The following is a 12395-nucleotide window of genomic DNA, read 5'->3' on the forward strand; positions in this document are numbered from 1 at the left end:
ATCTGTGAAGTTAATGAATCGCATGGATCTCGGCGGGCCCGGAGCCGGCGGCGGGAGATGATGGCACGGTGATCACGGAGCAGGCGGGAGACGACGCGGTGGAGCGGGACACAGAGGCGGTCACCGCCTTCATCGAGCGGTTCGCCGGCGTACTGGGCGAGTCCGGCTTCCCCCGGATGCCCGCACGCATCTTCACCGCCCTGCTGGCCACCGACAACGGCAGGCTCACCGCCGCCGAACTCGCCGAGGGGCTGCAGATCAGCCCGGCCGCGGTGTCCGGCGCCGTGCGCTACCTGACGCAGGTCAACCTGGTCGGCCGCGAGCGCGAGGCCGGCTCCCGGCGCGACCGCTACCGGCTGCACAACGACGTCTGGTACGAGGCGCTGGTCCGGCGCGACCAGATGCTGGTGCGCTGGGAGGACAGCCTGCGCGAGGGCGTCACGGCGCTCGGCCCGGACAGCCCGGCCGGGGCGCGGATGGCCGAGTCGCTGGCCTTCTTCGAGTTCGTGCGGGAGGAGCTCCCCGGCCTGCTGTCGCGCTGGCACGGCAAGCGCGCCGAACTGCGGGAGGCCGGCGGGCGGTAGCGCGCCCGACGGGTGAGCCACTGTCCCGGAACCCGCCCCGCCGGTGCGCCTGCCCACGCCGGGGCACTCCGGCCCCGGCGGCCTCAGCCCAGCACGGCCGGTGCCACCGCCGAGTCCAGCAGTCGGCCGGCCGTTCCGCTCCCGTCGGCGGGGACGGTCCACAGGTCGGCGCCGAAGTCGCCGGGCAGGGCGTAGACCAGGGTGGAGGGGTCGGACCAGAGCGCCTGGTCGTCGATGCTGCGCTGCTCGGCGGTCGCGGTCTCCGTCATGGTGGCCAGGTCCAGCACGTAGAGCCGCCAGGGCGCGTCGGCGTCGGCACCGGCCACCCGTTTCTTGTACGCGATCCTGGTGCCGTCGGGCGACAGGGACGGGCACTCGACGTTCTGGTGCAGGGTGGTGAGGGTCCGGGCGGCCAGGTCGCCGCGGACGAGGTAGGTCTGCCCGCCGGTCGCCAGCGTGGCGTAGAAGGTGCCGTCGTCGGCGAAGGTGACGCCCCAGATGTTGACGTCGTGTGCCTGGTAGGGGCGCCCGTCCTTGATCACCGCGAAGGTCTCCAGGTTGTCCTGCAGGCTCCAGTCGCGGGTGTCGACGATCGAGGTCCGGGTCGAGAAGTCGGTGCCCGCGTAGGAGTCCCCGCTGACGAAGACCGTCCAGGCCGCCAGGTGGCCGGAGGGCGAGACCCGGGCCCGGGTCGGGATGCCGGCCACCGGGAAGTGCCGCAGCTCCCGCATCCGGTCGTCCAGCACCACCGCCCGGTAGGTGTCCTGCAGGGCGCCGCGCTCGGCCTGCAGGCAGATCCCGGTGCCGGCGGCGGCGTGGAAGCGCAGGCACTGCAGGCCGGAGGCGGTGCGGACGCCGCCGGGATCGTCCAGCGGGACGCTGACCACCTCGTCGTGGTGCGGCCCCCAGGCCATGTTCCGGAAGACCAGCTGCCGGGCGCCGGCCTGCGCGTGCAGCTCGATCCGGCCGGGGACCACCGACGGGCCGCCGGGCTGCGCCTGGTCGCGGCGGCCGGACCGGTCGGCCGCGTACAACACCGAGCCGGTGCCGACCGCGCCGAGCACCAGGACGGCCACCAGCAGGACCACCACCCGGCTGGTCAGGGGGCCGCGGCGCGGCGGCTGGGGATCGGTCACGAAGACACCTCGGCGAGGTCGCGGGGTTCACGCAGGACGAAGGCGGCGGCGGCCACGCAGAGCGACAGGGCGCCGGCCGACCAGGCCAGCGCCATGGTGCCGCCGACCGCGCTCCAGGCCGCACCGAAGGCCAGCGAGCAGGCGAACCTGGCCAGCGCCTGCCCGGTGCCGACCAGGGCCAGGCCGGCCCCGCGCTGCCCCTCCGGCACGGCGTCGGCGGCGGCCGCCGCCAGCACGCCGTCCGTGGAGGCGTAGAAGGCGCCGTGCAGCAGCAGGACGCAGACCGCCGCCGCGGTGCCGGACAGCGGCCCCAGCAGCAGCCCGTACGCCAGCAGCAGCAGACCGTGGCCCGCCAGGAACAGCCGCCGGCGGCCGATCCGGTCGGCGAGGGCGCCGAGCGGCACGGCGAGCAGCAGGAAGGCCGCGGCGGTACCGAGCGGCAGCAGCGGGAACAGCTCGGCGGAGAGGCCGAGCCCGCGCTGCAGCAGCAGGTAGAGGAACGAGTCGCTGACCGTGGTCAGACCGAGCAGCACCGCGCAGAGCGTCAGCCGGCGCAGCGCGGGCAGCCGCAGCAGGGCGAAGGCGTCGCGCAGCGAGGCGGGTGCGGTGGCCGGGGTCTGCTTCCCCTGCCGGCCCGGTACGAAGAGCAGCAGCACCAGCACGCCGAGCGCGGCGACGCAGCCGCTGACCGCGAACACGGCGTCGTAGCCGCCCTTCTCGCCCCCGTCGGCGAGCAGCGGCCCGCCGGCCAGGCGGAGCACCGCGAACGCGACCAGCGGGCCGAGCAGGGCGCCCGCCGTGTCCATCGCGCGGTGCACGCCGAAGGCCCGGCCGCGGTGCTCCGGTGCGGTGGCGAGCGAGATCATCGCGTCCCGGGGGGCGGTCCGCAGTCCCTTGCCGGTGCGGTCGACGGCGATGACGGCGCCGATCAGCGGCACGGTGTGGGCGCACAGCAGCAGCGGTTTGCAGAGGGCGGAGAGCCCGTAGCCGACGGCCGCGACCGTCTTGTGGCCGCTCCGGCCGCGGTCGGCGAGGTGCCCGCCGGCCAGCCGGACGAGGGCGCCGACACCGTTGTTGAGGCCGTCCAGGACGCCGAAGCCGAGCGGGGACAGGCCGAGTCCGGTGAGCAGGTAGAGCGGCAGGACGGCGCTGACCATCTCCGAGGAGACGTCGGTGATCAGGCTGACCATGCCGAGGGCGAGCACCGTACCGGGGACGGCGGCCGCCCGCCGCCCCGGGCGGGTGCCCGGGGCGGTGGCGGCGGAGGCCGGCGCAGTGGTGCCGCGGCGATCCGCGAGGTACACGGCCGTCAGTTCCAGATGCCGGTGATGTCGGCGGCGGTGGCGGCGTTGCCGGCGTGGCTGGTGAGACCGGCGAGGTCCTCCACCGTGCGCAGCACGTTGTAGTGGTTGTAGGTGGTGGCGGAGCTGCTGCCCGGCGTCACGTGCTGGCCGTACAGGACGGTCGGGATCTTGTTGCCCGAGAGCTTGTTGTCCTCGTCGAAGGTGACGACCAGGACGCTGTTGTGGGTCTTGGCCCAGGTGGCGTACGCGCCGAGGTTGTTCTTGATCCAGGTGTCACCGGTGCCGACCGAGCAGTCGTGCATGTCACTGCACAGGTTCGGAACGACGAAGGAGACCTTCGGCAGCGTGGTGTAGTCGGTGGGGAACTGCGCGAAGGTGTACGCGGTGTTGGTCGGCACGTTGCTGAAGCCGAACCACGGGTTGTGCTTCTGCGCGTACTTGCCGCTGGAGCAGACCGTCGAGCCCTGGCTCGGCAGGGTCTCGTTGTAGCTGGCCCAGGTCTTCCCGGCGGCGATCAGCTCGGACGCCAGGTTGGGCTGGTTGATCGAGCCGACGCCCACACAACTGTCGTCGGTGCGACCCTGGTTGCTGCCGGAGAACAGCATGTAGTAGTTGGGCTCACTGGGGTGGGTCAGCCCGAAGGAGTTGGTCAGGCTGGCGCCGCCGGCCTTGAGGGTGTTGTTGATGTACGGCGCGCTGGAGCTGCCGATCACCTGGGAGTAGGCGTGGTTCTCCATCACCACGACGATCACGTGGTCGGGAGTGGGAAGACCCACCACGGCCTGGGCGGTGCTGCCGGTGGCGGCCCAGATGCCGAGCGAGCCGGCGACCAGGCCGAAGCCTGCGGCGAGGGCGGTGAGGGGACGACGGGGGCGCTTGCTGTTCCGAGCGAAGGGCATGGTGACCTCCGTGCACAGGGGAATTGGGGGCGGAGCGCCGTAACCCTAGGGTCGGCTCGGTGGCGCGTACGGCACAAGGGAAATGAAGAAAAGACGAACAACGACCGCCCGGAGCGACACCTTGCGCGGTCGAGTGGCGGCGCAGGTCACAGTTGTCCCGATTGACCGTCCCCGTACCACCGTGGTGGGATTTCGGAGCCGCGCAGCGGTGACCGGACGGGAGGAGCCGCGCATGATCGGTCTGGTCGCCGTCACCGCCGCGGGCCGCCCGCTCGCCGACGAACTGCACACCGCCTGGCCGGACGGCAGCCGGCTCTACCGCGCCGTCCCCGGCTCCTGCGCCGGCCCGGCCGAGACGCTGACCAGGGCCCTCCAGGAGTGCCGGCAGGTGGTCTGCCTCACCTCCGTACCGATGGCGGTCCGCCTGCTCGGCCCCGAGCTGGCGCACCTCGACCCGGTGCCCGCCGTGGTCGCCGTGGACCCGCAGGCCCGGTACGCCGTCCCCCTCACCGGCGGCCCCGGCGACGCCGACGAACTGGCCGCACAGGTCTCCGGCGTACTCGGCGCCCATCCGGTCGTCACCGGCAGGCCGCCCGCCGCCCCCGGGCCGCTCGACGCCCTGCGGCGGCACGGCACCACGCTCGGCGTCGGCGGCGCGGGCGCCGACACCACCCGGGCGATCGCGGCCGGCCGGCCGGTACGTCTGGAGCGCGACCGGGTGCACCCCCTGCCGGCGCTCCCGCCCGGCGTCCGCCCGGACGCCCCGGCGCACGCGCCCCTGCTGCGCATCACCGACCGCGCGCCCGGCGCGGGCCGGGCCGGGCTCACCTTCCACCCGCGCACCCTGGTGGTCGGCGTCGGCGCCGGCCGCGCCGCCGACGGCCAGGAGCTGGTCCGGCTGGTCCTGGCCGCCCTGGCCGAGGCCGGCCTGTCCCGCTACTCGATCGCCCAACTCTCCACCCTGGACGGCAAGACGGAGCATCCGGCGATCCGCTGGGCCGCCCTGGTGCTGGGCGTGCCGGTGGTCGGCCACCCCGCCGAGGCCCTGGCCGCCGTACGGGTGCCGCACCCCTCCCGGGCGGCGGACCTGGCGGTCGGCACCCCGAGCGTCGCCGAGGCGGCGGCCCTGCTGGACGCCCCCGGCGGTGAACTCCTCGTCCCCAAGCGGAAGTCGGCGGCGGCCACGGTCGCGGTGGTCCGCCGCGCCGTGCGCGGACGGCTCGCGGTGATCGGCCTGGGCCCGGGCGAACGGGACCAGCTCACCCCTCGCGCGGTCGCCGAACTGCGCCGCGCCGCCGTGGTGGTGGGCTCCGCCGCCGCGCTCGCGCAGATCGCCGACCTGCTGCTGCCCGGCACCCGGCGGACCACACCCCCGGCCGGCACCGGTACGCCCTCCGGCACCGCCGAGCGCGACCGGGCGGCCGCCGCCGGGCACGCCCGCTCGGCCTGCGCCGTCGGCCTGGCCCGGCAGGGGTACGCGGTCGCGCTGATCGGCACCGGCGACGCGGGCGAGTACGCCGGGCAGGTGGCCCCCGGCGCCGGGTTCGACCTGCTGCACGTCCCCGGACTGCCGACATCGGGGGCTCCCACCCCCGGGCCGCCCGTACCCGGGCCGTCCGCGCCCGAGCTGTCCGTGCCCGAGCTGTCCGTGCCCGAGCTGTCCGCAACCAGGCCGCCCGTACCCGAGCCGCCCGTTTCAGAGCCCGCCGGGCCCGGCCCCGGCCGGCCCCGGGCCTCCCGTACCGGCCCCTCCCACTCGTCCGAACCACGCAGGAGCAACACCGTGACCAGCACCATCGACCAGCCCGTCCCCGCCGCCCCGGGCGCCGGGGACACCGGCACGGCCGAGCCGGGGCCGGACCTGCGGCACCACGGCGACGCCGAGGTCCGCACCCCCGGGCTGGTCGACCTCGCCGTCAACGTCCGCGCCGGCACACCGCCGGACTGGCTGCGCGAGCACCTCGCCGCGACCATCGCGGCCCTCGCCGCCTACCCCGAGCCGAGCGCGGCGCGTGCCGCCGTCGCCGCCCGGCACGGCCGGCCCGAGGACGAGGTACTGCTCACCGCCGGCGCCGCCGAGGCCTTCGTCCTGCTCGCCCGCGTTCTGACGCCCCGTCAGGCTGTCGTCGTGCACCCGCAGTTCACCGAGCCGGAGGCGGCCCTGCGGGACGCCGGACACCAGGTCGGGCGGGTCGTGCTGACTTCCCGGGACGGGTTCCGGCTCACCCCCGGCGCCGTCCCCGAGAACGCCGACCTGGTCGTCGTCGGCAACCCCACCAACCCGACCTCCGTCCTGCATCCCGCCGCGGCCCTCACCGCCCTGGCCCGGCCCGGACGCACCCTGGTCGTGGACGAGGCCTTCATCGACACCGTCCCCGGCGAGCAGGAGTCCCTGGCCACGCCGCGGGACCTGCCCGGCCAGGTAGTCGTCCTACGCAGCCTCACCAAGACCTGGGGCCTGGCCGGCCTGCGGATCGGCTACGTGCTCGGGCCCGCCCCGCTGATCGCCGCGCTCGCCGCCGCCCAGCCGCTCTGGCCGGTCTCCACCCCCGCCCTGGCCGCCGCCGAGGCCTGCAGCGCCCCCGCCGCCCTGGCCGAGGCCGAACAGGCCGCCGCCACCACGGCCCTGCAGCGCACCCACCTGCTCAAGGGCCTGGCCGCCCTCCCCGGCGTCCGGGTGCACGGCGAAGCGGCCGCCTCCTTCCTCCTGGTCGAGCTGCCCGACGCGGCCGCCGTCCGGCTCCGACTGCGGGACGCCGGCTTCGCCGTCCGCCGCGGCGACACCTTCCCCGGCCTCGGCCCGAACTGGCTGCGGATCGCCGTCCGCGACGAGGGGACCACGGACCGGTTCCTGGCGGCCCTGGCGTCCGTACTGGCCTGACCCGGGCCGCTCGCTGCGCCCGGACGGCACCGGTCAGGCTTGCCGGGCGGCCGCCCAGTCGGCCAGCGTCGCGAAGTCGGCCGGGAGCAGGCCGATCCGGGCGTCGATCCGCAGCGCCAGGGCCGGGCCCGGGTGGTGGGCGGTGATCCATTCGGCGTCCTGCGGGCCGAGTTCGTCGTCCACCCACACGAACGGGCGCCCGGCGGCCCAGGCCGTCAGGTGGCGGGTCTTCCAGTGCAGACCGTCCGGGTCCTCCTGGTGGAGCTGCGGCCAGGCGATGAACGGCAGGCGGGGCAGACCGAGCAACGGCGAGAGCCAGGTGTTGGCCTCGTTCATCCAGGTGGTCGCCCAGACCAACTCGTACGGAAGTGCCAGCAGTTCGGGGCCGTGCCCGGGGTTGAGCCAGACCCGCAGCGGCCGCACGTACTCGGCCGGCCGCTGCGGGTGGCGGGCCACCCATGAGTCGGGCTTGATCCGGTGCGTACGGTAGCCCGCCGGGCGGCGGTGCGGCTTGGCCGCATACGGGTTGAGCGGGCCGTCCACGTCGAGGAGCAGCAGCGGTGCCGGCGGCGGGGTCATGCCCGCCATCCTCACCCGGCGGGTGGTCCACGAACAAGGGAGCGGGGAGGCCGGAAACCGGAATGCGGACCGGCGTCCGCCGGGCGATACACCCGACCGCCCCGGACCGGTGCCGGCCGCCGTCAGGGCCGCTGCCAGAGCTTGCGCTCCGCCAGCAGTGGCAGCACGCCCTCGCCGAACCAGTAGGCCTCCTCCAGGTGCGGCATGCCGGAGAGGATGAACTCCTCGATGCCCAAGGCGTGATACTCCTCGACGAGAGCGGCCACCTCCCGGTGGCTGCCCACCATCGCGGTGCCCGCGCCGCCCCGGATCAGGCCGATGCCGGCCCACAGACCCGGATGGACCTCCAGCCGCTCGGCCGAACCGCCGTGCAGCTCCAGCATCCGCCGCTGGCCCTCCGACTCGCTGCGGGCGAGGGCCCGTTGGGTCTCCCGGATCCGGTACGGGTCCATCCCGGCGAGCAGCCGGTCGGCCTCGGCCCAGGCCTGCGCGGAGGTGTCCCGGGCGATCACGTGCAGCCGGATGCCGAACCGCGGCGAACGCCCGTGCGCGGCGGCCAGCCGGCGGATCCACCCGATCTTCTCCGCGACCTGGGCGGGCGGTTCGCCCCAGGTGAGGTAGACGTCGGCGTGCCGCGCCGCGACCTCGCCCGCCGCCGCCGAGGAGCCGCCGAAGTACACCGCCGGGACCGGATCCGGCAGCCGGTTCAACTTGGCCCGCTCCACCCGCAGATGAGGGCCGTGGTGGTCGACCGTCCCGCCCGCCCAGAGCCGCCGCGAGATGTCCAGGAACTCGCCGGCCCGGGCGTACCGGGCGTCCTTGTCGAGGAAGTCCCCGTACGCCCGCTGCTCGGCCGACTCGCCGCCGGTGACCACGTTGAGCAGCAGCCGACCGCCGGACTGGCGCTGGTAGGTGGCCGCCATCTGGGCGGACAGCGTCGGGCCGACCTGGCCGGGGCGGAAGGCCACCAGGTACTTCAGCCGCTCGGTCACCTGGGTGAGCATCGCGGTGGTCAGCCAGGCGTCCTCGCACCAGGCGCCGGTCGGGGTGAGCACCGCCTCGAAGCCCAACTGCTCGGCGCTGCGGGCGACCTGCCCGAGGTAGGCGATGCTCGGCGGCCGGTCGGAGCCGGCCGTACCGGGGGTCGAGCCGTGGCCGCCGCCGACGACGTGACGACTGTCACCGTTGGTGGGGAGGAACCAGTGGAAGGCGAGGGACATGCGCGAACTCCTGACCGGGTGCGGCCGGCACGGCCGGGCGCTGCCTGCGGAAACCTACGGGTGACGAAGGTGACAGGTCAGCCGCGACAGGTGGCACCGGCCAGCCGGCACAGGTCGACGTGCAGACGTCGGACCAGGCGGTCGGCGGGAGCGGCGGTCATGGGGGGATTATCCGGGGGCGGATCGCCCTGGATCAAGGGCGGAGGGCGGATCGCCTCGGTCCGAGCGCCTGGTCCGGCGGGTACGGGGCACGGCCGGCGCAACGACGGACGCCCGCCGTCACCCCTTGCGGGGGACGGCGGGCGTCACGTTGCAGCGGACGAACAGAGCCTCAGGCTCAGATCTGGCCGGCCTTCTCCAGCGCCGAGCAGCAGGTGTTGACCATGAGGCGGGTCACCACGTACGGGTCGACGTTGGCGTTCGGGCGACGGTCCTCGATGTAGCCCTTCTGGTCGACCTCGACCTGCCACGGGATGCGGACCGAGGCGCCGCGGTTGGAGACGCCGTAGCTGTAGACGTTCCACGGGGCGGTCTCGTGCTTGCCCGTCAGGCGGGACTCGATCTCGGCACCGTACTGGGTGACGTGCTCGAGGACCTTCTCCTGCGAGGCGCCGAGCGACTCGCAGGCGGTGATGATGGCGTCGTAGCCCTCACGCATCGCCTTGGTGGAGAAGTTGGTGTGCGCGCCGGCACCGTTCCAGTCGCCACGGGCGGGCTTGGCGTCGAGGGTGGCGTCGATGCCGAACTCCTCGGCGGTGCGGTAGAGCAGGTAGCGGGCGATCCACATGTCGTCGGACACGGTCAGCGCGTCGACCGGGCCGATCTGGAACTCCCACTGACCGGGCATGACCTCGGCGTTGATGCCGCAGATCGCCAGGCCGGCGGCGAGGCAGCGGTCGAGGTGCAGCTCGACGATCTCGCGACCGAAGACCTCCTCGGCGCCGACGCCGCAGTAGTAGCCGCCCTGCGGGGCCGGGAAGCCGCCCTCGGGGAAGCCGAGCGGGCGCGAGCCCTTGAAGAAGGTGTACTCCTGCTCGATGCCGAAGATCGACTCCTGGGCGGCGAACTGCTCGGCGACCGGGCGCAGCAGGGCGCGGGTGTTCGAGACGTGGGGGGTACCGTCGATCTCGAAGACCTCGCACAGGACGAGGATGTTGTCGCCGCCGCGGATCGGGTCCGGAAGGGTCCGGACCGGCTCCAGCACGCGGTCGGACGCGTGGCCCTCGGCCTGGTTGGTCGACGAGCCGTCGAAGCCCCACGTGGGGATCTTGTCCGCGTTGGCCAGGATCCGAGTCTTGGAGCGGAGCTTGGCGGTCGGCTGCGTGCCGTCGATCCAGATGTACTCGGCCTTGATTGCCACGGCGGTGAACCTCGCAAACTGAGTGGTGGGTGCCCGCGTAGCGTCGCAAGCCGCCGTTTCCCGGTTGTTCCTCCTATGTGACGCCCATGTAAACCAACTGTCCGCACCGGCCCTGTCACGCTCCGGGAGTGCCGTCGGTGTCACCCCCGGGCCCTCCGGGTGCACCCCCGGAACGGGGTGGGCGCACGGGAGGGGCGACCGTCGGAGCGCACCCGCTCGGCGCGCTCCCCCGCGCCGCACGCGCGCCTTGGTACGCACCCTCTCGGTGCGCGCTCCTTTCGGCGCGTACTCCCCTCAGTACGCACCCCCTCAGTACGCACCCCAGGCGCACTCCTCTCAGCACATGCCCCTTCGGTACACGCCCCTTCAGTGCCGTCGCGCGTGGGCCCGGCGGCGGCGGGCGAACCAGAGGGCGCCCGCTCCGCCCGCGATCAGCGCGGCGGCCCCGGCGGCCAGCGGGCCGGTGCCGCTGCTGCCGGTGGCCGCCAGGTGCTCGCCGGTACCGGCCTGCGGCACGGCCGCCCTGCCGCTGCCGGTGCTGTCCGCCGCCTTCACGGCGGCCGGGGTGGTCGGCGCCGTGGCGGTGGTGGCGGCGGTGGTCGGCGTGGTGCTGCCGGCGGCCGGCTTCTCGCAGCTCACCGAGGCGATGGTGACGGTGCCGCTGACCTTGGCCACGTTGAGGTTGAGCGGGTTCAGCTCGATCCGCACCTCCAGGGCGGAGGCGGCCGCCGTGCTGGAGGTGGTGCTGCGCCTGGAGAACTCGACCGAGACGCTGCCGACGGCGGGCACGTCCACCTTGGTCGGTGCGTACAGGCCGACCGCGACCGGCTTGCCGAGGACGGTGAGCTTGGCGGGGGCGGTGACGTCGGCGGTGGGCGGTCCGTCCACCGGGCAGGTCACCTTGGAGCTGAGGGCTTCCAGGCCGAGCAGGGCGGTCAGCGGCAGGCCCGGCGCGTGGACGTCCGCGTTGACCAGCTCGACCGAGGCCGCGGTCCCCTTGGCGTCGACCGTGGTGACGGAACGGCCGACGTCGGCCTTGACCAGGGTGACCGGGCCCTGCTGGTCGACGCCGTCCACCTTCGCGGTGAGGACGGAGCCGTCGCGTCGGGCCGGGCTCTCGACCTTGTTCAACGAGATGTTCACCGGCACGTCCACGGCGTTGTTCAGCAGGCTGACGTCCAGGTCCACCTCGGCCGTGACCGCGCGGGCGCTGCCGGCGGCCGGGGCCCCCGTCGAACCGGTGCCGCCGGCCCCGGAGACGGCACCGGGCACGGTCGCGTGGGCGGCGCCGGCGGGCAGTACGGCCGCCGCGACGACCAGGGTGGCGACGGCGACACGGAGAGATGAGGACAGCAAAGGAGGAACCCCCACACATGGCGATCGGGAGAGAGCGCCACCGATGTCACCCCACGCGCGGGAATGCTCCGCGCCGGACCGGGGGAAGGTTGCCGCTCTCGACTGCCGCCATCCTCTTCGAACAATCCGTCACATGAGTAACACAGAGCGTCAGTTCACTCCTTCGGGTGAGATTGACGCCACGTGTTGACGGTACGGCGACAGCCGCTCCCCGGCCGCGGACCGGGCCCGGTCCGGGGCCGGGCGCCCCAACGCCCTTGAGCGCTACGGAAGTCGCCAGTCCACCGGCTGTGCACCCTGCCGTACCAGCAGTTCGTTGGCCCGGCTGAACGGACGCGAGCCGAAGAAGCCCGAGTTCGCCGAGTACGGGCTCGGGTGCGCCGACTCGACCGCCGGCACCTCGCCCAGCAACGGGCGCAGGTTACGGGCGTCGCGGCCCCAGAGGATCGCCACCAGCGGACCGCCGCGCGCCGCCAGCGCCTTGATCGCCTGCTCGGTGACCTCCTCCCACCCCTTGCCCCGGTGCGCGGCCGGCTTGCGCGGCGCGGTCGTCAGGGCGCGGTTGAGCAGCAGGACGCCCTGCTCCGTCCAGGGGGTGAGGTCGCCGTTGGAGGGCTGCGGCAGGCCGAGGTCCTGGCCGTACTCCTGGTAGATGTTGATCAGGCTGGCCGGGATCGGCCGGACCTCCGGCGCCACCGAGAAGGACAGACCCACGGCGTGGCCCGGCGTGGGGTAGGGATCCTGTCCGACGATCAGCACCCGCACCGCGTCGAACGGCTGCTGGAAGGCGCGCAGCACGTTCGGCCCGGAGGGCAGGTAGGTTCGGCCGGCGGCGATCTCCGCGCGCAGGAAGTCGCCCATGGCGGCCACCTGTCCGGCCACCGGCTGCAGTGCGGTGGCCCAGCCGGGCTCGACGATCTCGTTCAGTGGACGCGGTGCCATGCGCACCACCCTATCGGCCCAGTGCGGGCCACCTTGCCGGGCCCGCCGGCTGGCCGGGCACGGCCCCGGCGCAGCCCGTACGCCCGGTCGGCGGCAGCGCCGACGACCCGTCCTGGCAGGCCCGCAGGGCCCGT

Annotated in this window: 11 protein-coding genes and 1 pseudogene; 3 read left to right on the forward strand and 9 right to left on the reverse strand. The window is 74.3% G+C overall.

Annotated elements, in window-relative coordinates:
- Positions 1–68 precede the first annotated feature (68 nt).
- Entirely contained in the window at positions 69–584 is a 516-nt protein-coding gene (locus OG689_RS13190) for a MarR family transcriptional regulator (protein WP_266320329.1), read from the forward strand.
- An 83-nt stretch (positions 585–667) separates the two neighbouring features.
- On the opposite strand, the gene OG689_RS13195 is transcribed toward OG689_RS13190, so the two are convergent.
- From OG689_RS13195 to OG689_RS13205, 3 genes are read right to left on the reverse strand one after another with little or no spacing between them, the layout of a single operon-like run.
- Positions 668–1720, reverse strand: coding sequence for a TolB-like translocation protein (locus OG689_RS13195; protein ID WP_266320330.1), 1053 nt, complete (start codon positions 1718–1720; stop codon positions 668–670).
- Positions 1717–3024 carry an MFS transporter gene (locus OG689_RS13200; RefSeq protein WP_266320332.1) on the reverse strand — a complete coding sequence of 436 codons (1308 nt, stop codon included), beginning with the start codon at positions 3022–3024 and terminating at the stop codon, positions 1717–1719. Before OG689_RS13200 ends, OG689_RS13195 begins: the two co-directional genes overlap by 4 nt.
- A gap of 5 nt (positions 3025–3029) precedes the next feature.
- Complete coding sequence (locus OG689_RS13205) at positions 3030–3923, reverse strand: alkaline phosphatase family protein (protein ID WP_266320333.1); 894 nt, start codon at positions 3921–3923, stop codon at positions 3030–3032.
- A 232-nt stretch (positions 3924–4155) separates the two neighbouring features.
- Between OG689_RS13205 and OG689_RS13210 the strand changes: the two are divergent.
- Together OG689_RS13210 and cobC are read left to right on the forward strand one after the other, a co-directional pair.
- Positions 4156–5106, forward strand: a pseudogene (locus OG689_RS13210) (cobalamin biosynthesis protein); the annotation flags it as partial.
- Between the two features lie 42 nt (positions 5107–5148).
- The gene (gene cobC, locus OG689_RS13215) at positions 5149–6804 is read left to right on the forward strand and encodes an Rv2231c family pyridoxal phosphate-dependent protein CobC (RefSeq protein ID WP_266327077.1); all 1656 of its coding nucleotides are present in this window, start codon (positions 5149–5151) and stop codon (positions 6802–6804) included.
- A gap of 33 nt (positions 6805–6837) precedes the next feature.
- Here the strand turns inward: cobC and OG689_RS13220 are convergent, their stop codons facing one another.
- From OG689_RS13220 to OG689_RS13240, 6 genes are all read right to left on the reverse strand, one after another.
- Positions 6838–7392: a hypothetical protein gene (locus OG689_RS13220; RefSeq protein WP_323189381.1), complete on the reverse strand. Its 555-nt coding sequence runs from the start codon at positions 7390–7392 to the stop codon at positions 6838–6840.
- A gap of 113 nt (positions 7393–7505) precedes the next feature.
- Positions 7506–8603 carry an LLM class flavin-dependent oxidoreductase gene (locus OG689_RS13225; protein ID WP_266320335.1) on the reverse strand — a complete coding sequence of 366 codons (1098 nt, stop codon included), beginning with the start codon at positions 8601–8603 and terminating at the stop codon, positions 7506–7508.
- A gap of 77 nt (positions 8604–8680) precedes the next feature.
- Complete coding sequence (locus tag OG689_RS45040; protein ID WP_354536921.1) at positions 8681–8764, reverse strand: putative leader peptide; 84 nt, start codon at positions 8762–8764, stop codon at positions 8681–8683.
- A 176-nt stretch (positions 8765–8940) separates the two neighbouring features.
- Positions 8941–9963 carry a glutamine synthetase gene (gene glnII / locus OG689_RS13230; protein WP_266320337.1) on the reverse strand — a complete coding sequence of 341 codons (1023 nt, stop codon included), beginning with the start codon at positions 9961–9963 and terminating at the stop codon, positions 8941–8943.
- A gap of 366 nt (positions 9964–10329) precedes the next feature.
- A complete protein-coding gene (locus OG689_RS13235; protein WP_266320339.1) occupies positions 10330–11319 on the reverse strand; it encodes an SCO1860 family LAETG-anchored protein in 990 nt (329 codons plus the stop codon).
- A 264-nt stretch (positions 11320–11583) separates the two neighbouring features.
- Entirely contained in the window at positions 11584–12261 is a 678-nt protein-coding gene (locus tag OG689_RS13240; RefSeq protein WP_266320341.1) for a uracil-DNA glycosylase, read from the reverse strand.
- Positions 12262–12395 lie beyond the last annotated feature (134 nt).

Origin of the sequence: Kitasatospora sp. NBC_00240 (genome assembly GCF_026342405.1) — a bacterium.
Classification (GTDB): Bacteria; Actinomycetota; Actinomycetes; order Streptomycetales; family Streptomycetaceae; genus Kitasatospora.

Coding starts and splice junctions, on each gene's coding strand:
- OG689_RS13205 (WP_266320333.1), bottom strand. CDS start 3,923: ATGCCCTTCGCTCGGAACAGCAAGCGCCCCCGTCGTCCCCTCACCGCC.
- OG689_RS13220 (WP_323189381.1), bottom strand. CDS start 7,392: ATGGCGGGCATGACCCCGCCGCCGGCACCGCTGCTGCTCCTCGACGTG.
- OG689_RS13225 (WP_266320335.1), bottom strand. CDS start 8,603: ATGTCCCTCGCCTTCCACTGGTTCCTCCCCACCAACGGTGACAGTCGT.
- OG689_RS45040 (WP_354536921.1), bottom strand. CDS start 8,764: ATGACCGCCGCTCCCGCCGACCGCCTGGTCCGACGTCTGCACGTCGAC.
- OG689_RS13240 (WP_266320341.1), bottom strand. CDS start 12,261: ATGGCACCGCGTCCACTGAACGAGATCGTCGAGCCCGGCTGGGCCACC.